The following is an 18,923-nucleotide window of genomic DNA, read 5'->3' as shown; positions in this document are numbered from 1 at the left end:
GGCGCCTCCGGGGGGAGGGCCGCGCTTCGACGGGTGGGACGGAGGGCTAGAGGACGTCGGTGCGGCCGGAGAGGCGCAGGGCGTCGACGACGCCCTTGACCTTCTGGGCGTTCTCGGTCGTGGTCACCAGGAGTGCGTCGGGGGTGTCCACGACGACGATGTCCTTCACTCCGATGAGGGCGATGGTGCGGTTGCCGCCGCTGACGACGATGCCCGTCGCGGAGTCGGCCAGAACACGCGCGTCCTCGCCGAGGATGGCGAGGTCCGAGCGGAGTCCGCTCGAGTGCAGCTTCGCGATCGAGGCGAAGTCGCCCACGTCGTCCCAGGAGAAGTGGCCGGGCACGACGGCCAGCTTGCCCGCGGCCGCGGCCGGCTCGGCGACGGAGTAGTCGATCGCGATCTTCTCCAGGCCCGGCCAGATGCGGTCGACGACCGCGCCGCGCTCCGGGGTGTCCCACGCGGCGGCGAGCTCGAGCAGTCCGGCGAGCAGCTTCGGCTTGGCGCGGCCGAGCTCCTCGAGGAGACGGTCGGCGCGGGCGATGAACATGCCCGCGTTCCAGAGGTACTGACCACTGGAGAGATAGGCGCGCGCGGTGTCGGCGTCGGGTTTCTCGACGAAGGAGTCGACGGCGAGCGTGTGCGTCGCCCCGTCGATCCCGAGGTGCTTCCCCGTGCGGATGTAGCCGAAGCCCACGGCAGGCTCGGTCGGCGTGATGCCGATGGTCGCGATGTAGCCCGCGTCCGCCGCGACGACGGCCTCGGCGACCGCGTCGTGGAACAGCTGCTGACCGCTGATGACGTGGTCGGCGGCGAACGAGCCGATGATCACGCCCGGCTGGCGGCGCTCGAGGATGGCGGCGGCCAGGCCGATCGCGGCGGACGAGTCGCGCGGCTCGCTCTCGAGGACGACGTTGAGGTCCTCGAGGCTCTCGAGCTGCTCCTCGACGGCGGCGCGGTGCGCGCGCCCGGTCACGACCATGATCCGGTCGGCGCCCGAGATGGGCGCGAGGCGGTCCCAGGTGTCGCGGAGGAGGGTCTGTCCCGATCCCGTCAGATCGTGCAGGAACTTCGGGGCGTCGGCCCGGGAGAGCGGCCACAGCCTCGAGCCGATCCCGCCGGCGGGGATCACGCTGTAGAAGCGGTCGAGCGGGGCGCGGCCATCGGTCTCAGGTGATGTCATGTCCGCAGGATACAAGGGAGCCCGAGCGCGACCGTCCGTTCACCCGGGCGCGCGCCGCCGTTCATCCCGCCGCCGTAGCGTCCGGGACGTGAGAGTCGCGGTCGTCACCGAGAGCTTCCTGCCGTCGTTGAACGGCGTGACCACGAGCGTCCTGCGGGTGCTCGACGAGTTCGCGGAGCGCGGGATCGAGGCGCTCGTCGTCTGCCCGGCCGCGGGGGCGCCGGGCCACTACGCGGGCCACCGCGTCGTGGAGCACCCGGCGATCGCCTACCGCGACTTCCCGGTCGGGATCCCCACGCTCGCCCTCACCCGGGAGCTGGCCGACTTCGAGCCCGACGTGGTGCACGTCGCCTCGCCCTTCCTCCTCGGCGCCCGCGCCATCGCCTCGGCCGGCCGGCTCGGGGTGCCGAGTGTCGCGATCTACCAGACGGACGTCGCGCGATTCGCGGCCCGCTACGGCATCCGCGGCGCCCGCGCCCTCGCCTGGCGGGTGATCCGCCAGATCCACGCCGGGGCGGACCTGACCCTCGCCCCCTCCACCAGCGCCCTCGACGACCTCGCCGCCGCCGGCATCGAGCGCACCGCGCTGTGGGGCCGCGGCGTGCAGAGCGAGCGCTTCCACCCGCGCCGCCGCTCCTCCCCCTACGCGCAGGCCGTCCGAGCCGGACTCGGCGCCGACGACGCGCTCGTCGGCTACATCGGGCGCCTCTCCCCCGAGAAGAGGGTGGAGCGGATGGCGGCACTCGCCTCCCTCCCGCACGCGGAGCTGGTCGTGGGCGGCTACGGCCCCTCCTCCGCCCGGGTCGCCGCCGCCCTCGGCCCGGCGGCGCGGATGCTCGGCCGGCTCGACGGCGACCGGCTGCCGGCGGTCTTCGCCGCGCTCGACGTCTTCGTGCACACCGGAACGGAGGAGACGTTCGGCCAGACGGTGCAGGAGGCGCAGGCGTCCGGCACCGCGGTGGTCGCGCCGCACGCGGGCGGCCCCACCGACCTCATCGAGCACGGCGTGGACGGCCTGCTCTACGCGCCCGAGAGCGACTCCGACCTCCGCCGGCAGGTGGAGCGCCTGGTCCGAGATCCCGCACTGCGCGCCCGGCTCGGCGAGGCGGGCCGCCGCCGCGTGCTCCACCGCACCTGGAGCGCGCTCACCGACGAGCTCCTCGCGCACTACGCGACCGCGGGGGCGCCCGCCCTCGCCCTGCCCCGCAGCTAAGGCTCGCCTAAGCCGCGCCCGCCTGCGAGCGCGCTTAGAATCGGAGGGCGAGTTTCTCGTCGCTCCCCGCCCCGTCCCCGTCCACGCGACGTGGGAACAGGTCAGGCCGTCGGAGCACAACCAGGGAGGGTTGTTCGTGTCAGTTCAAGCTGCTCAAACCCTCGCACCCCGGAAGCAGGGGAAGATCCGGCGTCCGGCCGGCACCCTGTACCGCGGTCGCGAAGGCATGTGGTCGTGGGTGCTCCACCGGATCACCGGTGTCGCCATCTTCTTCTTCCTCCTCGTCCACGTCCTCGACTCCGCTCTCATCGCCGTGAGCCCCGAGGCGTACAACGCGGTCATCGGCACGTACAAGAACCCGATCATGGGACTCGGCGAGACCGGGCTCGTGGGCGCCATCGCGTTCCACGCGCTGAACGGCCTGCGGATCATCCTGGTCGACTTCTGGAGCTGGGCGACCCGGAATCAGCGCGTCCTCTTCTGGGTCGTCATGGGTCTCTGGGTCGTGCTGATGCTCGGCTTCGCGCCGCGCCACCTGATCAACGTCTTCAGCGAGGGGGGTGCGCATTGAGCACCGTCGCCGCACCGCGGACCCCGCACACCCCGACCCGCTCCTCCGGCACCAACTGGGAGAAGTGGGGCTGGATCTACATGCGCGCCTCCGGCGTCGTGCTGATCGTCCTGATCTTCGGGCACCTCATCTACAACCTGCTGCTGGGCGACGGCATCAAGGCCATCGACTTCGGCTTCGTCGGCGGCAAGCTGGCGAACCCGTTCTGGCAGTGGTGGGACGTCCTCATGCTGTGGCTCGCGCTGATCCACGGCGGCAACGGCATGCGCACGCTGGTCAACGACTACGCGACCTCGCCCCTGCTGGCCAAGGCCTTCAAGGGCGGCATCCTCGTCGCCGTCGTCGCGCTGATCGCGCTCGGCACCTGGGTCGTCTTCGCGTTCGACCCGTGCCCCGCCGGCACCGCCGCGGACCTGCTGCCCTCCTTCTGCGCAGCGTGACCACGGTGCCGCGGATCGGAGAGGGGCCCGCGCCCCTCCCGGTCCGCGGCATCACGTCCCGGCACCTCCCCCTCCCATCCCCGTACGACGGAGCACCCACCCCGTGAGCACACCAGGCCACTCCCACACCGGCGCCGACCAGAGCGCCTTCGCGCAGACCATCGGACCCGACGGCGTCCACTACCACCAGTTCGACGTCGTCATCGTCGGCGCCGGCGGTGCCGGGATGCGCGCGGCCATCGAGGCCGGCCCCAAGGCGAGGACGGCCGTGATCTCGAAGCTGTACCCGACCCGCTCCCACACCGGAGCGGCGCAGGGCGGCATGGCCGCCGCCCTCGCGAACGTCGAGGAGGACAGCTGGGAGTGGCACACCTTCGACACCGTCAAGGGCGGCGACTACCTCGTCGACCAGGACGCGGCCGAGATCCTCGCGAAGGAGGCCATCGACGCGGTCATCGACCTCGAGAACATGGGCCTGCCCTTCAACCGCACCGAGGAGGGCAAGATCGACCAGCGCCGCTTCGGCGGCCACACCCGCGACCACGGCAAGGCGCCCGTCCGCCGGGCCTGCTACGCGGCCGACCGCACCGGCCACATGATCCTGCAGACGCTGTTCCAGAACTGCGTCCGGCTCGGCATCAACTTCTACAACGAGTTCTACGTCCTCGACCTGGTGATGACCGAGGTCGACGGAGTGGCCAAGCCCTCCGGCGTCGTCGCCTACGAGCTGGCCACGGGCGAGCTGCACGTCTTCCAGGCGAAGGCGATCATCTTCGCGACCGGCGGCTTCGGCAAGATCTACAAGACCACCTCCAACGCGCACACCCTCACCGGCGACGGCGTCGGCATCATCTGGCGCAAGGGCCTCCCACTGGAGGACATGGAGTTCTTCCAGTTCCACCCGACCGGCCTCGCCGGCCTCGGCATCCTCCTCACCGAGGGAGCGCGAGGAGAGGGTGCGATCCTCCGCAACGCCTCGGGCGAGCGCTTCATGGAGCGCTACGCCCCCACCATCAAGGACCTCGCGCCGCGCGACATCGTCGCCCGCTGCATGGTCCAGGAGGTGGCGGAGGGCCGCGGCGCCGGACCGCACAAGGACTACGTGCTGCTGGACTGCACCCACCTGGGCGCCGAGGTCCTCGAGACCAAGCTCCCCGACATCACCGAGTTCGCCCGCACCTACCTGGGCGTCGACCCCGTCGTCGAGCCGGTCCCCGTCATGCCGACCGCGCACTACGCGATGGGCGGCATCCCGACCAACGTCAAGGCCGAGGTGCTCTCGGACAACACGACCGTCGTCCCCGGCCTCTACGCCGCCGGCGAGTGCGCGTGCGTGTCGGTGCACGGCTCCAACCGCCTCGGCACCAACTCCCTCCTCGACATCAACGTCTTCGGCAAGCGCAGCGGCAACAACGCCGCCGACTACGCCAAGACGGTCGACTTCACCCCCCTGCCCGCCGACCCGGCCGGCGCGATCCGCGACATGCTCGCCTCGCTCCGCTCCGCGACCGGCACCGAGCGGATCGCCTCGATCCGCAAGGAGCTGCAGGACGAGATGGACAAGAACGCCCAGGTGTTCCGCACCGACGAGTCCCTCGAGGCCGTCACCGGGACCATCCAGCGCCTGCGCGACCGGTTCCGCAACATCTCGGTGCAGGACAAGGGCAAGCGCTTCAACACCGACCTCCTCGAGGCCGTCGAGCTGGGCTTCCTGCTCGACCTCGCCGAGGTCGTCGTCTACTCGGCGCGCAACCGCAAGGAGAGCCGCGGCGGCCACATGCGCGACGACTTCCCGAAGCGCGACGACGAGAACTACATGCAGCACACGATGGCGTACCTCTCCGGTGACGCCCACTCCTCCGACGCCGGTGACCACATCCGGCTCGACTGGAAGCCCGTCGTGATCACCCGGTACCAGCCGATGGAGAGGAAGTACTAGCCATGTCGACCGCTACCCTCGAGCAGCCGCCCGCCGCCCCCGCGGCCCCGGAGGCGTTCACCGTCACGTTCATCATCCGCCGCTTCGACCCCGAGGTGGACGCCGAGCCGCGCTGGCAGGACTTCGACGTCGAGATGTACTCGACCGACCGCGTCCTCGACGCCCTGCACCGCATCAAGTGGGACCAGGACGGATCGCTGACCTTCCGCCGCTCGTGCGCGCACGGCATCTGCGGATCCGACGCGATGCGGATCAACGGCCGCAACCGCCTGGCCTGCAAGACGCTGATCAAGGATCTCGACATCTCGCAGCCGATCTACATCGAGGCGATCAAGGGCCTGCCCCTCGAGAAGGACCTCGTCGTCGACATGGAGCCGTTCTTCGCCTCCTACCGCGAGGTGCAGCCGTTCCTGGTCGCCAACACCCCGGCGCCCAGGGGCAAGGAGCGCGTGCAGTCGGTCGCCGACCGCGCCCGCTTCGACGACACCACGAAGTGCATCCTCTGCGCCGCGTGCACCTCGTCCTGCCCCGTGTTCTGGACCGACGGGCAGTACTTCGGCCCTGCGGCGATCGTGAACGCCCACCGCTTCATCTTCGACTCGCGCGACGACGCCGGTGGAGCGCGCCTGGACATCCTCAACGACAAGGAGGGCGTGTGGCGCTGCCGCACGACCTTCAACTGCACGGAGGCGTGCCCGCGCGGCATCCAGATCACGCAGGCGATCGCCGAGGTGAAGCAGGCCGTCATCCGCGGCCGCGCCTGATCCTCCCCCTCGCGAACGCGTCCGGCCCGCCGGGATCCTCGGATCCGGCGGGCCGTACGCGTTCCTGCGTGCAGGCGGGCGCGTGCACGGGAGCGCCGCGAGGCCTCAGTACGCTGGAGGAATGACCGAGGCGGCCGACACTCCCCGCGGGATCCCGGGCCTGTTCGAGCGGGTCATGCGGACGCGGCCGGTGCGGGTGATGCTCCACTACTCCGAGACCGGCGGGCCCCTCTTCGCCTCCGGACTCGCCTTCCAGGCCCTGTTCGCGGTCTTCGCGGCGCTCTTCGTCTTCTTCGCCGTCTTCGGCTTCTGGGTGCGCGACGACTCGGTGCTGCGCGACTCCCTCCTCGACCTGGTGACCCGCTCCGTCCCCGGTCTGATCGGCGGGAAGAACGCCCTCGTGTCGGTCGACGACCTGCTCGACTCGTCGATCCTCGGCTGGACGGGTGCGATCGCGGCCGCCGGCCTGCTCTGGACGGCGCTGAACTTCCTGGGGAGCCTGCGCCAGGCGGTCCGGCTGCTCTTCTCACTCCCCGGACCCACGACCCTCTTCGTCCTGCTCAAGCTCAAGGACGCGGGGCTCGCCCTGGTCTTCGGGGCGGTGCTGCTGGTCTCGGCGGGTCTCTCCGTGTTCTCGACCTCGCTGGTGGACGTGGCGTTCGGCTTCCTCGGGATCGGCAGCGAGTCGATTCCGGCCCGTCTCGCCGGCAGCGCGGTCGGCCTGCTGATCATGCTCGCCCTGGACACGGGCACGCTCGCCGGCTCCTTCCGCATCCTCTCGGGCATCTCGATCCCCTGGAAGAACCTCTGGGCGGGGTCGCTGCTCGGCGGGATCGCGCTCGGCGCGCTCAAGGTCCTCGGAACGCAGCTGCTGGGCGGCGCCTCCCGCAATCCGCTGCTCGCCTCGTTCGCGGTCCTCATCGGTCTGCTGATCTGGTTCAACCTCGTCTGCCAGGTGATCCTGATCGCCGCGTCGTGGATCTCCGTCGGGATGAGCGACGCCGGGATTTCGGCGCGCAAGCTCACGCCGGAGGAGCGCGAGAAGGAGCGGGAGGAGCAGCTGCGCACCGCCCGCCGCACCCTCGCCGAGGCCGAGCGCGAGCGGCTTCGCGCCGCGCTGCCGGAGGCGTCCCTCCTCAAACGACGCCGTCTGGAGCGCCAGCTCGCGCAGCTCGAGGAGGAGCTCGAGGAACTCGCCGCCTGACCCGGCGGTCCGCTTCCCGGTCTTCCCGGCGTCGCCGCGACCGATTCCGCCTGCCGAGTCTGTCCGTTTCTGTTGACTTCCCTCCCGAACGGGTCTAAAAAGAGGTAAACGCAGATCCGAGGTCGGCAACGACACCGCGGATCCGGCGCACCACCCACGGCGAGACGACGGAGTCCACATGTACGCACCGGAGCGGCACCAGGCGATCCTGGACCGCGCCCGCACCGACGGGCGCGTCGAGGTCCGCGACCTCGCCCTCTCCCTCGCCGTGACGCCGGAGACGATCCGCCGCGATCTCACCAGCCTCGAGAAGCGGGGCCTGCTGCGCCGTGCGCACGGCGGCGCCATCCCCGTCGAGCGGCTGGGCATCGAGCCCGAGGTCGCCGCCCGCGAGGGACACCTCGCCGGCGAGAAGGACCGCATCGCCACCGCGGCCCTCGCCGAGGTGCCCGACGGCGGCTCGATCGCCATCGACGCCGGCACCACCACGGTGCGGCTGGCGGAGCTGCTCCCCCTGGACCGCCGGCTGACGGTCGTCACCCACTCCCTCCCCGTCGCGATGACGCTCGTCGGCCGGCCCAACATCGACCTCCACCTCATCGGCGGGCACCTGCGCGGAGTCACGCAGGCCGCCGTCGGGCCGTGGGCCGCCCAGGCCCTCTCCACGGTCTCGGTGGACGTCGCCTTCATCGGCACGAACGGCCTCAGCCTCGAGCGCGGGCTCACCACCCCCGATCTCGACGAGGCCGTCGTCAAGTCCGCGATCATCGCCTCCGCGCGCCGGGTCGTGGTCCTCGCCGACCACTCGAAGTTCGGCCGGCAGGACTTCGGGCACGTCGCTCCGCTGTCCGCGGTCGACACCGTCATCACCGACGCCGATGTCGACGACGAGCTCGCCGACGACATCGAGTCGGCCGGCCCGGAGGTCGTCCGCGCATGATCGTCACCGTCACCGCCAACCCGAGCATCGACGTCACCCTCTCCACGAGCGGCTTCGCCGTCGGCGAGGTCAACCGCGCGCACGACGTGCGGCGCGACCCGGCCGGCAAGGGCGTCAACGTCGCCCGTGCCCTCGCCCGCAACGGCGTCGAGGCGACCGCGGTCTACCCGGCCGACGCCTCCACCGGCCTCGACCTGTCCACGATGCTCCGGGCCGCCGGAGTCCGCTCGGCCAGTGCGGCGATCGCCCACCCGATCCGCACCAACATCACCGTGGTCGACGACCGGACGGGCCGCACCACCAAGATCAACGAGCCCGGCCCCGCTGTCACGGAGGAGGAGGCCCACGCCCTCTCCGAGCTGATCGGCGAGCACGTCTCGGCCTCGCCCCGCTGGCTCGTCGCCTGCGGCAGCGTCCCCCCGGGACTGGGAGCGGACTTCTACCCCGCTCTCGGCCGCCTCGCCCTGCACTTCGGCGTCCCCCTCGCCGTCGACACCTCGGGAGCCCCCCTGACCGCGATCATCGCGGCCGGCACCGCCACCCTGGTGAAGCCCAACCTCGAGGAGCTCGAGGAGCTCCTCGGCCGCTCCCTGACGACGGTCGGAGACGTCGTCGCCGGAGCCCGTGAACTCCTGCAGCTGCCCGACGCGCGAGCGCTCGTCAGCCTCGGAGAGCACGGCGCCCTCCTCGTCACGGCGCACGCGTCGTGGTGGGCGGGCGCCCCCGCCGTCGTGCCCCTCAGCACCGTCGGCGCCGGCGACAGCACGCTCGCCGGCTACCTCTCGGCCGTCGACGCCACGGAGGCGGAGCGCCTCGCGACAGCAGTCGCGTGGGGTACCGCCGCCGTCCAGCTCCCGGGCAGCGAAGCCCCGGGTCCCGACTCCCTCCGCCTCGACGACGTCTCCGTCGTCGAGAACCCCGACCCCACCCTCCCGATTGGAGAACTGAGCGCATGACTGCTCTCACCGAGGCGTCGACGGTCATCGTCGACCTCACCGCCGCCACGAAGGACGAGGCCACCGCGCAGCTCGCGAAGACGCTCGCCGACGCCGGCCGCGTCACCGACCTCGACGGCTTCCTCGCCGACGTCCGCGACCGCGAGTCGCAGATGGCGACCGGGATGCCCGGCGGCATCGGGATCCCCCACGCCCGCTCCTCCCACGTCGTCTCGCCCAGCGTGGCGGTCGGCATCGCGAAGCAGGGCGTCGACTTCGGCGCCCCCGACGGCCCGGCCGACCTGATCTTCCTGATCGCGGCTCCGGACGGCGCCGACCAGGCGCACCTCAAGATCCTCGCCCAGCTCGCCCGCAAGCTGATCCACGAGTCCTTCACCGGTTCCCTCCGCGCCGCCGCCAGCGGCCAGGAGGTCGCGGACATCATCGCCCGAGAGGTCGTCGTCTCATGAGGATCGTCGCCGTCACGAGCTGCATCGCCGGCATCGCGCACACCTACATGGCGGCCGAGGCCCTCGAGCAGGCCGCGAAGAAGAAGGGGTACGAGATCCAGGTCGAGACCCAGGGCGCCGCGGGCTCCGATCCCATGTCGGACCGGACCATCGCCGACGCCGACGTCGTGATCCTCGCCGCCGACCTCGAGGTCCGCGGCAAGGAGCGCTTCGCCGGGAAGCCCACCCTCGAGGTGGGCACGTCGGAGGCGCTCGCGAAGGCGGCCGACGTCATCGACCGCGCCGTGGCGAAGGTGCAGGACGCGCCCGCCGCGAGCCCCGCCTCCGGCCCGCGCTTCGTCGCCGTGACCAGCTGCATCGCGGGCATCGCCCACACGTACATGGCGGCGGAGGCGCTCGAGCAGGCCGCGAAGAAGCGCGGCTACCCGATCCACGTCGAGACCCAGGGCGCGGCCGGCTCGGACGAGATGACCGCGGCCGACATCGCCGCCGCGGACGTCGTCATCCTCGCCGCCGACCTCGAGGTCCGCGGCAAGGACCGCTTCGCCGGCAAGCCGATCCTCCAGGTGGGCGTCGCCGAGGCCCTGTCCAAGCCGGACGAGGTCCTCGACCGCGCTCTGGCCCTCCGCGGCTCCGGCTCCGCCGCGTCCGCCCCCGCCCGCTCGACTCCGGCCGCGGCCCCCGCCGCGCCGAAGAAGGTCGGCGTCGGCACGCGCATCCGCCAGAACCTGATGACCGGCGTCTCCTACATGATCCCGTTCGTCGCGGCGGGCGGTCTGCTGATCGCGCTGTCGTTCCTGTTCGGCGGCTACCGCATCGTCGACTTCACGGCCCAGCAGATCATCGACGACGGCTTCAACGTCGCGAACATCACCGACTGGGCCGGAGTGATGTTCCTCATCGGAAGCGCGACCTTCGCGTTCCTGGTGCCGGTGCTCTCGGGCTTCATCGCCTTCGGCATCGCCGACCGTCCCGGCATCGCGCCGGGCTTCCTCGGCGGCGCGGTCGCGGTCACCGTCGGCGCGGGCTTCCTGGGCGGCCTCGCCTCCGGCTTCATCGCCGGCTACGCGGCCCTCTACATCTCGCGGATCAAGCTCCCCGCGGCGTTCAAGTCGCTGATGCCCGTCGTGATCATCCCCCTGATCGCCACCTTCATCACCGGCTTCCTGATGTTCGTGGTGCTCGGAGCGCCGCTCCGCGCACTGAGCGAGGGCCTGTCGTCCTGGCTCTCGGGCCTCTCGGGCGGCAACCTGATCATCCTGGGGATCATCCTCGGCCTCATGATGGCGTTCGACATGGGCGGTCCGGTCAACAAGGTGGCCTACGCCTTCGCGACCACCGGCCTCGCCTCCGTCCCCGCCGACGGCGACCCGAACTCCGTGCAGTTCAAGGTGATGGCGATCGTCATGGCCGCCGGCATGACCCCGCCGCTGGGTCTGGCCCTGGCCACGACGCTCCGCAAGCGCCTGTTCACCGACGCCGAGCGCCAGAACGGCAAGGCCGCCTACCTGCTGGGCGCGTCCTTCATCTCGGAGGGGGCCATCCCGTTCGCCGCGGTCGACCCGCTGCGCGTGATCCCGTCCGCCATGGTCGGCTCGGCCGTCACGGGTGCGCTCGTCGCGCTCTTCGGCTCCACCCTCCGCGCCCCGCACGGCGGCGTCTGGGTCACCGGGCTCGTCGGGCAGCCGATCCTCTACCTGGTCGCCATCCTGGTGGGCATGGTCGTCACGGCCGTCTGCGTGATCATCGCGAAGAGCATCAAGCGCGCCCCCGTGGTCGCCGAGGTGCCCGCGCCCGCCACCGCGCAAGCCGTCCCCGCCTGATCCCCTCCGACCGACCGTCCTGAGCGGTCCCGCCGGCGGTCGCCTCCGCGCTCCTCCCCCTCTCCGAGGGAGTCGCGCGAGGCGGCCGCCGGCTTCCGCGTTCCGGGGTGCGAGCGCGGCCGGGCGGCCCGCTCCGCGGCTCCGAATAGACTGCTCCGGTGACTCGCAGCACCCTCCGCATCGCCTCCGTCAACGTGAACGGCGTCCGCGCCGCCTACCGCAAGGGGATGGGCGACTGGCTCGCCGCCCGCGACGTCGACGTCCTGGCCCTGCAGGAGGTCCGCGCCTCCACGGACGACCTCACGGGGCTCCTCGGGGACGAGTGGGACGTGCTGCACGACGAGGCGACCGCCAAGGGGCGCGCCGGAGTCGCTCTCGCCTCGCGCAGGCGCGCCACGATCCACCGCGTGACGTTCGGCGCCGACGACTTCGACTCGGCCGGACGCTGGCTCGAGGCCGACTACGAGGTCGGCGGCCGCTCGCTCACCGTCGTCTCCACCTACGTCCACTCCGGCGAGGTCGGCACCCCCAAGCAGGTCGAGAAGTACCGCTTCCTCGACGCGATGGAAGCGCGCCTGCCCGAGATCCGGGCGCACAGCGAGCTCGCCGTGGTGATGGGCGACCTCAACGTCGGCCACCGCACGCTCGACATCAAGAACTGGAAGGGCAACGTCAAGAAGGCAGGCTTCCTCCCGGAGGAGCGCGCCTACGTCGACCGCTTCGTCGGCGCCGAGGGCGACCCGGACTACAACGCCGGTGCCGGACTGGGCTGGGTCGACCTCGGCCGCCGGTTCGCGGGCGAGGTGCCCGGGCCGTACACGTGGTGGTCGCAGCGCGGCCAGGCCTTCGACACCGACACCGGCTGGCGCCTCGACTACCAGCTCGCCACGCCCGCGCTCGCCGACCTCGCCCGCAGCTACGAGGTCGACCGCGCCGCCTCCTACGACACCCGCTGGTCCGACCACTCCCCCGTGGTCGTCGACTACGAGCTCTGACCCTCTCCCCCGCGAACCGACCCCTCGAGGCCACCCATGACTCCCAGCACCCCGGGCGCCAAGCCCGTCATCTTCTCCGGCATGCAGCCCTCCTCCGGGTCGCTGCACCTCGGCAACTACATCGGCGCGCTGACCCAGTGGGTCGCGATGCAGGAGGACTTCGACGCCTACTTCTGCGTCGTCGACCTGCACGCGATCACGGTCCCGCAGGACCCGCAGCAGCTCCGCGAGCGCACCCGCGCGACCGCCGCGCAGTACATCGCCGCGGGCATCGACCCCGCGCGCTCGACCCTCTTCATCCAGTCCCATGTGCCCGCTCACGCCGAGCTCGCCTGGGTCCTCAACACCCTGACCGGCTTCGGCGAGGCCAGCCGGATGACGCAGTTCAAGGACAAGTCGGCGAAGCAGGGCGCTGAGGCCGCCTCGGTGGGCCTGTTCACCTACCCGATCCTGATGGCGGCCGACATCCTGCTGTACCAGACGGACGCGGTGCCGGTCGGCGAGGACCAGCGCCAGCACCTGGAGCTCACCCGCGATCTCGCCGCGCGCTTCAACTCGCGCTTCGGCGAGACCTTCGCCGTGCCGGAGCCCCACATCGTGCGCGAGACCGCGAAGATCTTCGACCTGCAGAACCCGGGCGCCAAGATGTCAAAGTCGGCGGAGTCGGATGCGGGCCTGCTCAGCGTGCTCGACGAGCCGAAGGCGACCGCGAAGAAGATCATGCGCGCCGTGACGGACACCGAGTCGGAGGTGCGCTTCGACCGGGCGGCGAAGCCCGGCGTCTCGAACCTGCTGACGATCTACTCGGTCCTCGCCGACCGCTCCGTCGAGTCGCTGGAGCAGGAGTACGCGGGCCGCGGCTACGGGGACCTCAAGAAGGGCCTCGTCGAGGTGGTCGCCGCCACCTTCGACCCGATCCGCGCGCGGACCGCGGAGCTGCTCGCCGACCCGGCCGAGCTCGACCGGGTCCTCTCCCTCGCCGCCGACCGCGCGTCCGAGACCGCGGAGCGCACGCTCGCCGCCGTCTACGACTCCGTCGGCCTCCTCCGCCGCGTCCGCTGAGGCGGCCGTGCTGCGGCTCGCGCTCTTCGACCTCGACGACACCCTCTTCGCCCATGCCCGCGCTGTGCGGGAGGGGATCGTCGCGTACGCCGCCTCGCTCGGCGCCGCCTACGCCGGCGAGCCGGCCGACGTGCAGCGCCGCTGGCACCTGCTCGAGGAGGAGCACTACCACCGCTACCTCGCGGGCGAGCTCGACTACGAGGGCCAGCGCCGGGCGCGCGCCACGGACTTCGCCGCGGAGGCCGGAGTCGGGCTGACTCCCGAGGAGGCGAGCTCCTGGTTCCGCGGGTACCTCGAGCACTACGTCGCCGCCTGGACCCTCCACGACGACGCGCTGCCCGTCCTCGACCGGCTCGACGCCGCCGGAGTCCGCCTCGGCGTCATCACCAACGGCGTGCTCGACTTCCAGCGGGGGAAGATCGAGCGCACGGGCCTCTCCGGTCGCTTCGAGCACGTGATCGCCTCCGGCGACGTCGGCGTCGCCAAGCCGGACGCGCGGATCTTCGCGATCGCCTGCGAGCGGTTCGGGGTCTCTCCGGAGGAGGCCCTCTACGTCGGCGACCGGCTCGGCACCGACGCCGTCGGAGCGGCCGCTGCGGGCCTGCGCGGCGTCTGGCTCGACCGCGTCGGCGGTCCCGAGCACGGCCGCGAGCTGCCGCCCGAGGCGGTCGAGCTGGGCGTGCGCCGGATCGCTTCCCTGGACGAGCTGGACGCGCAGCTCGGGCTGTCGGCGGACTGAGGCCCCGCCCGGGTCTGGTCTCGATAAGCCGCCTGCAGCGACTAAGCGACCAGCATGCAGGTCCGAATTGCCGGGTCTCGATGAGCCGTCTGCGGCGACCACTCGACCAGCATGGGTGTCCCCGAACCACCCCGTTGCGATTCCCGTTGCACCGTCGTCGGAACGACGAAGCGCCCCACCCGACCCGAGGGTCGGACAGGGCGCTTCACCGTGAACGGACTCACGCCATCCGCTCGTTGCGCAAGGCGAACGGGGAGGACGCGTGTCAGCGTCGTCCCCTAGCCGGACGCGACCCGCTCCCCGAGACGCGACCACCTCGATGAGCCGACCGCGCCGCGGCAGGCAGGGACTGCCGCGGAGAAAACTACTGCACGTCCTCGTCGATCCAGTCGAAGGTCTTGGTGACGGCCTTCTTCCAGAGGCGGTACTGGCGGGCGGCCTCGTCCTGGTCCATCTGCGGGGTCCAGCGCGAGTCCTCCTGCCAGTTCCGGCGCAGGTCGTCGAGGTTCTCCCAGAAGCCGACCGCGAGACCGGCCGCGTAGGCCGCTCCGAGCGCGGTGGTCTCCGCGACGACCGGTCGGACGACCGGGACGCCGAGGATGTCGGCCTGGAACTGCATGAGCAGGTTGTTGGCGATCATTCCGCCGTCGACCTTGAGCTCCTGCAGGGGGACGCCGGAGTCGGCGTTGACCGCGTCCAGGACCTCGCGGGTCTGGAAGGCGGTCGCCTCGAGCGCGGCGCGGGCGATGTGGCCCTTGTTGACGTAGCGGGTGAGGCCGACGAGGGCTCCGCGGGCGTCGGAGCGCCAGTAGGGGGCGAACAGACCCGAGAAGGCGGGGACGAAGTACGCGCCTCCGTTGTCCTCGACGGTGGCGGCCAGCGCCTCGACCTCGGGGGCCGAGCCGATGAGGCCCAGGTTGTCGCGCAGCCACTGGATCAGCGAGCCGGAGACCGCGATCGAGCCCTCGAGCGCGTAGTGCACCTCGCCGTCGCCGAGCTTGTAGCCGATGGTGGTGAGCAGACCGTTCTTCGAGTGGACGATCTCGGTGCCCGTGTTGAAGATCAGGAAGTTGCCGGTGCCGTAGGTGTTCTTCGCCTCGCCCGGGTCGAACGCCGCCTGGCCGAAGGTCGCGGCCTGCTGGTCGCCGAGGATGCCGGCGATCGGGACCTCGCGCAGCAGCGACGACGACTCGACGTGGCCGTAGACCTCGGAGGAGGAGCAGACCTCGGGGAGCATCGACTTCGGGACCCCGAAGGCCTCGAGGATGTCGTCGCGCCACTCGAGGGTCTCGAGGTCGAGGAACAGGGTGCGGGAGGCGTTGGTGACGTCGGTCTTGTGGACGCCGCCGTCGATGCCGCCGGTCAGGTTCCAGAGGACCCAGGTGTCCGTCGTGCCGAAGATCAGGTCGCCCGCCTCGGCCTTCTCGCGAGCACCCTCGACGTTCTCGAGGATCCAGACGATCTTGGTGCCGGAGAAGTAGGTCGCGAGCGGGAGGCCCACGATCGACTTGAAGCGGTCAGCGCCCTCGTCGCCCGCGAGGCGGTCGACGATCGACTGGGTGCGGGTGTCCTGCCAGACGATGGCGTTGTAGACCGGCTTGCCGGTCGTCCTGTCCCAGACGACAGCGGTCTCGCGCTGGTTGGTGATGCCGACGGAGGCGATGTCGTGGCGGGTCAGGTCGGCACGGGAGAGAGCCTGGCCGATCACCTCGCGGACGTTGTTCCAGATCTCGATCGGGTCGTGCTCGACCCAGCCGGCGCGCGGGAAGATCTGCTCGTGCTCCTTCTGGCCGGTGGAGACGATCGATCCCTTCTTGTCGAAGATGATCGCGCGGGACGACGTGGTCCCCTGGTCGATAGCGATGACGTAGTCAGCCATGAATGATTACTCCTTCGTAACGGGGGTGAAAGGAAGCGCGGCGGTCTAGAGGACCGGGAGCAGCACGAGCGAGGCGAGGCCCGCGAGCACTCCACCGACGATCGGGCCGGCGACGGGCACCCAGGCGTAGCTCCAGTCGCTCGAGCCCTTGCCCTTGATCGGCAGGAGAGCGTGCGCGATGCGGGGGCCGAGGTCGCGGGCGGGGTTGATGGCGTAGCCGGTCGGGCCGCCGAGGGAGGCGCCGATCGCGATCACCAGGATGGCGACGGGCAGCGCGCCGAGCGCGGCCAGACCGCCGTCGCCCTGACGTCCGCCGCCGAAGCCGATGACGACGAAGACGAGGACGAAGGTGCCGATGACCTCGGTGACGAAGTTCCAGCCGTACGAGCGGATCGCCGGGCCGGTCGAGAAGACGCCGAGCTTGTTCGCCGCGTCGGGCTCCTCGTCGAAGTGCTGCTTGTAGGCGAGCCAGCAGAAGACGGCACCGAGGATCGCACCGATCATCTGAGCGAGGATGTAGACGAGGATCGAGACGATATTGACGGGCACGCCGGATCCGAACTCGGTCGCTCCGCTCGCGACGAGGCCCAGGGTGACCGCGGGGTTGAGGTGCGCCCCCGAGTTGTACGAGACGATCACACCGGCGAAGACCGCGAAGCCCCAGCCGATGTTGACCATGAGGGTTCCGCCGTTGAGACCCTTGCTCTTCACGAGCGCGACGTTGGCGACGACACCGCAGCCGAGGAGCACGAGCATGGCCGTTCCCACGACTTCGGCGAGGAAGACCACTCCGAGATTGTCCACGTTGACCTTTTCCTTATCGTAAGACGGACGCGCACAGGCGTCCGCGGCGGGCTTCGATGCCCGACGGTGTGAAGTTATCGGCGCCCTGTCCTAGCGACAAGGAACGGCGCGTGCACGTTTGTGCGTTGTCACGACGGAAGCCCCGGTCGAGGTGGTCCTCGGTCCGGGGCTTCCGTCGATCCGCGCCTGATCGCCGATCAGGAGGCGGGCACGGCCGTCGGGGTCTGCACCGAGGTGCCCCCGACGTCGACGCCGTTGTAATCCTTGAGGTGCGCGATGGTCGCGTCGACCTCCGACGCGCGGGCGGCGTCGTCCCAGCCCAGCACGGCGCCCGTGTGCTCGGCGAGCTCCTCGAGGAGCTCGCGGCTCAGGCCGCCCGTGAAGGCGTGGTTGGTGCGGCGCATCACCAGGTCGATGAGGTGCACCACGCTCTCGCGCTGGGCGAGGTAGCGGATCTCACCGGTGGTGAAGTCCTTGTCGAAGTCGAGCGCCTCGTCGTGTCCGTCGGCCAGGGCCTCGATGACCTCCTGCGCGCGGGTACCGTAGCGCTCGAGCAGCTGGCCCGTGCGGGCCGAGGAGAGCCCGGAGCGGTGCTGGCTGATCCACTGCGCGCGGGACGCGTCGGTGCGCGGGAAGCCCTTGCCGCCTCCGATGGGGGTCTTCACGGTGGAGACGCGACGGGTCACGCCGATCCGCTTGAAGACCTCGTTCGAGAGGTGCTCCGACAGGGCGCGGAACGTCGTCCACTTGCCGCCGACCAGGCTGAGCACGGGCGAGCCGTTGCCGGGGAGCGTCGAGGGCTCGATGCGGTAGTCGCGGGAGACGAAGCCCGGGGCCTCGTCGTCGTGGCGGGGCAGCGGGCGGATGCCGGAGAACTTGAAGACGATCTGCGAGCGGTCCACGCGGATGGCCGGGAAGACGTGGTTGACGAGCTCGAAGAAGTAGTCGATCTCCTCCTCCGTGCACACCGCCGGCTTCGTGGGGTCGGCGTCGATGTCGGTCGTGCCGACCATCACGCGGCCCTTGAGCGGGTAGATGAGGACGATGCGTCCGTCGCTGTGCTCGAAGAACATCTCGCGTCCCTCGCAGGCCTCGACCAGCTCGGGGTTGTCGAGCACGATGTGCGAGCCCTTCGTGCCGCCCATGAATTTCGTGGTCGTGCCGAGGGCCGTGTTGGTGAAGTCGGTCCACGGTCCGGAGACGTTGACGACGACGTCCGCCGCGAAGGTGAACTCCTCGCCGGACTCGCGGTCGCGGAGGACGACACCCTTCTCGTCGGCGCCGACGGCCTCGACGTAGTTGGCCGCGCGGGCCTTCCTGCCGCCGATCAGCGCGTCGTGGAGCACGTCGAGCGCGAGGCGCTCGGGCTCGTGCACGGAGGCGTCGAAGTAGGTGGCGGTGTACTTGATCTTCGGGTCGAGCTTGGGGAGCTCGTTCAGCGAGCGCTTGCGTCCGTGGAACTGGTGGCGCGGCACCGTGCCGCCGTCGCGGGAGAAGAAGTCGTACATCGTGAGGCCGACCTTGATCAGCAGCGCGCCGCGCTCCTGCGGCTTGCCCGACTTGTGGGTCAGGAAGCGCAGCGGAGCCGCGAGGATGCCCGAGAACGTCGAGTAGATCGGGATCGTCGTCTGCAGCGGCTTCACGTAATGGGGAGCGATCTTCAGCAGGCCGTTGCGCTCGTGCACGCCCTCGTTGACGAGTCGGAACTCGCCGTTCTCGAGGTAGCGGATGCCACCGTGGATCATGTGGCTCGAGGCGCTCGAGGCACCGGAGACGTAGTCGCCGCGCTCGACGAGGGCGACGTCGACGCCGTTGAGCGCGAGCTCGCGGAAGGTCCCGATGCCGTTGATGCCACCGCCGATGACCAGGACCGTGGCGCGGGGGTTGTCGCGGAGAGCAGCGACGCTCTCGCGCAGAGCGGAGTTTCCGGGAGTTCCGTCGGACTGTGCCACTTCGTACTCGCCT

Annotated in this window: 17 protein-coding genes; 13 read left to right on the top strand and 4 right to left on the bottom strand. The window is 70.9% G+C overall.

The annotated features are described in order from the left end of the window. Positions 1 to 46: 46 nt before the first annotated feature. A complete protein-coding gene (locus tag C5C71_RS05485) occupies positions 47 to 1,180 on the bottom strand; it encodes a mannose-1-phosphate guanylyltransferase (RefSeq protein ID WP_104223184.1) in 1,134 nt (377 codons plus the stop codon). Positions 1,181 to 1,268: 88 nt separating this feature from the next. On the opposite strand from C5C71_RS05485, the gene C5C71_RS05480 reads away from it, so the two are divergent. The 13 genes from C5C71_RS05480 (at position 1,269) to C5C71_RS05415 (ending at position 14,275) form a co-directional block, all read left to right on the top strand. Beyond that, complete coding sequence (locus tag C5C71_RS05480; protein WP_181065415.1) at positions 1,269 to 2,393, top strand: glycosyltransferase family 1 protein; 1,125 nt, start codon at positions 1,269 to 1,271, stop codon at positions 2,391 to 2,393. 184 nt (positions 2,394 to 2,577) lie between these two features. After that, positions 2,578 to 2,964 (top strand): succinate dehydrogenase, cytochrome b556 subunit, encoded by a 387-nt coding sequence (gene sdhC, locus C5C71_RS05475; protein ID WP_258059417.1) that lies wholly within the window; start codon positions 2,578 to 2,580, stop codon positions 2,962 to 2,964. Continuing rightward, a complete protein-coding gene (locus C5C71_RS05470) occupies positions 2,961 to 3,404 on the top strand; it encodes a succinate dehydrogenase hydrophobic membrane anchor subunit (RefSeq protein WP_104223187.1) in 444 nt (147 codons plus the stop codon). The genes sdhC and C5C71_RS05470 overlap by 4 nt, the downstream gene beginning before the upstream one ends. A gap of 160 nt (positions 3,405 to 3,564) precedes the next feature. Continuing rightward, positions 3,565 to 5,343: a succinate dehydrogenase flavoprotein subunit gene (sdhA, locus tag C5C71_RS05465; RefSeq protein ID WP_104261603.1), complete on the top strand. Its 1,779-nt coding sequence runs from the start codon at positions 3,565 to 3,567 to the stop codon at positions 5,341 to 5,343. 2 nt (positions 5,344 to 5,345) lie between these two features. Then, the gene (locus C5C71_RS05460) at positions 5,346 to 6,107 is read left to right on the top strand and encodes a succinate dehydrogenase iron-sulfur subunit (protein ID WP_104337278.1); all 762 of its coding nucleotides are present in this window, start codon (positions 5,346 to 5,348) and stop codon (positions 6,105 to 6,107) included. Between the two features lie 121 nt (positions 6,108 to 6,228). Continuing rightward, a complete protein-coding gene (locus tag C5C71_RS05455) occupies positions 6,229 to 7,311 on the top strand; it encodes a YihY/virulence factor BrkB family protein (RefSeq protein ID WP_104337277.1) in 1,083 nt (360 codons plus the stop codon). A 178-nt stretch (positions 7,312 to 7,489) separates the two neighbouring features. Beyond that, complete coding sequence (locus C5C71_RS05450; protein ID WP_104337276.1) at positions 7,490 to 8,251, top strand: DeoR/GlpR family DNA-binding transcription regulator; 762 nt, start codon at positions 7,490 to 7,492, stop codon at positions 8,249 to 8,251. Then, entirely contained in the window at positions 8,248 to 9,207 is a 960-nt protein-coding gene (locus tag C5C71_RS05445) for a 1-phosphofructokinase family hexose kinase (RefSeq protein WP_104223191.1), read from the top strand. The genes C5C71_RS05450 and C5C71_RS05445 overlap by 4 nt, the downstream gene beginning before the upstream one ends. Beyond that, positions 9,204 to 9,656, top strand: a complete 453-nt coding sequence (locus tag C5C71_RS05440) for a PTS sugar transporter subunit IIA (RefSeq protein WP_097166616.1) — start codon at positions 9,204 to 9,206, stop codon at positions 9,654 to 9,656. The genes C5C71_RS05445 and C5C71_RS05440 overlap by 4 nt, the downstream gene beginning before the upstream one ends. Continuing rightward, complete coding sequence (locus tag C5C71_RS05430; RefSeq protein ID WP_258068655.1) at positions 9,653 to 11,479, top strand: PTS fructose-like transporter subunit IIB; 1,827 nt, start codon at positions 9,653 to 9,655, stop codon at positions 11,477 to 11,479. Before C5C71_RS05440 ends, C5C71_RS05430 begins: the two co-directional genes overlap by 4 nt. Before the next feature lie 158 nt (positions 11,480 to 11,637). Beyond that, on the top strand, positions 11,638 to 12,474 hold the full coding sequence (locus tag C5C71_RS05425) for an exodeoxyribonuclease III (protein ID WP_104263197.1): 837 nt from the start codon (positions 11,638 to 11,640) through the stop codon (positions 12,472 to 12,474). A gap of 36 nt (positions 12,475 to 12,510) precedes the next feature. After that, positions 12,511 to 13,536 carry a tryptophan--tRNA ligase gene (trpS, locus tag C5C71_RS05420; RefSeq protein ID WP_104232840.1) on the top strand — a complete coding sequence of 342 codons (1,026 nt, stop codon included), beginning with the start codon at positions 12,511 to 12,513 and terminating at the stop codon, positions 13,534 to 13,536. A gap of 7 nt (positions 13,537 to 13,543) precedes the next feature. Continuing rightward, positions 13,544 to 14,275 carry an HAD family hydrolase gene (locus C5C71_RS05415; RefSeq protein WP_104337275.1) on the top strand — a complete coding sequence of 244 codons (732 nt, stop codon included), beginning with the start codon at positions 13,544 to 13,546 and terminating at the stop codon, positions 14,273 to 14,275. 364 nt (positions 14,276 to 14,639) lie between these two features. Here the strand turns inward: C5C71_RS05415 and glpK are convergent, their stop codons facing one another. The 3 genes from glpK to C5C71_RS05400 all read right to left on the bottom strand — a co-directional run bounded on the left by glpK (position 14,640) and on the right by C5C71_RS05400 (position 18,910). Next, on the bottom strand, positions 14,640 to 16,154 hold the full coding sequence (glpK, locus tag C5C71_RS05410; protein ID WP_104337274.1) for a glycerol kinase GlpK: 1,515 nt from the start codon (positions 16,152 to 16,154) through the stop codon (positions 14,640 to 14,642). 45 nt (positions 16,155 to 16,199) lie between these two features. After that, positions 16,200 to 16,910 carry an MIP/aquaporin family protein gene (locus C5C71_RS05405; RefSeq protein WP_374952909.1) on the bottom strand — a complete coding sequence of 237 codons (711 nt, stop codon included), beginning with the start codon at positions 16,908 to 16,910 and terminating at the stop codon, positions 16,200 to 16,202. A 245-nt stretch (positions 16,911 to 17,155) separates the two neighbouring features. Then, the gene (locus C5C71_RS05400; RefSeq protein ID WP_258068654.1) at positions 17,156 to 18,910 is read right to left on the bottom strand and encodes a glycerol-3-phosphate dehydrogenase/oxidase; all 1,755 of its coding nucleotides are present in this window, start codon (positions 18,908 to 18,910) and stop codon (positions 17,156 to 17,158) included. Positions 18,911 to 18,923 lie beyond the last annotated feature (13 nt).

Origin of the sequence: Rathayibacter sp. AY1C1 (assembly GCF_002932105.1) — a bacterium.
GTDB lineage: Bacteria > Actinomycetota > Actinomycetes > Actinomycetales > Microbacteriaceae > Rathayibacter.
Note: the sequence above shows the minus strand (reverse complement) of the source record. Positions and strands in the feature narration are given on the sequence as shown.

Bases quoted from the DNA above. Each gene is read 5' to 3' on its own strand.
- C5C71_RS05485 (WP_104223184.1), bottom strand. From the start codon at position 1,180: ATGACATCACCTGAGACCGATGGCCGCGCCCCGCTCGACCGCTTCTAC.
- C5C71_RS05460 (WP_104337278.1), top strand. From the start codon at position 5,346: ATGTCGACCGCTACCCTCGAGCAGCCGCCCGCCGCCCCCGCGGCCCCG.
- C5C71_RS05455 (WP_104337277.1), top strand. From the start codon at position 6,229: ATGACCGAGGCGGCCGACACTCCCCGCGGGATCCCGGGCCTGTTCGAG.
- C5C71_RS05450 (WP_104337276.1), top strand. From the start codon at position 7,490: ATGTACGCACCGGAGCGGCACCAGGCGATCCTGGACCGCGCCCGCACC.
- C5C71_RS05445 (WP_104223191.1), top strand. From the start codon at position 8,248: ATGATCGTCACCGTCACCGCCAACCCGAGCATCGACGTCACCCTCTCC.
- C5C71_RS05440 (WP_097166616.1), top strand. From the start codon at position 9,204: ATGACTGCTCTCACCGAGGCGTCGACGGTCATCGTCGACCTCACCGCC.
- C5C71_RS05430 (WP_258068655.1), top strand. From the start codon at position 9,653: ATGAGGATCGTCGCCGTCACGAGCTGCATCGCCGGCATCGCGCACACC.
- trpS (WP_104232840.1), top strand. From the start codon at position 12,511: ATGACTCCCAGCACCCCGGGCGCCAAGCCCGTCATCTTCTCCGGCATG.
- glpK (WP_104337274.1), bottom strand. From the start codon at position 16,154: ATGGCTGACTACGTCATCGCTATCGACCAGGGGACCACGTCGTCCCGC.
- C5C71_RS05405 (WP_374952909.1), bottom strand. From the start codon at position 16,910: ATGCTCGTGCTCCTCGGCTGCGGTGTCGTCGCCAACGTCGCGCTCGTG.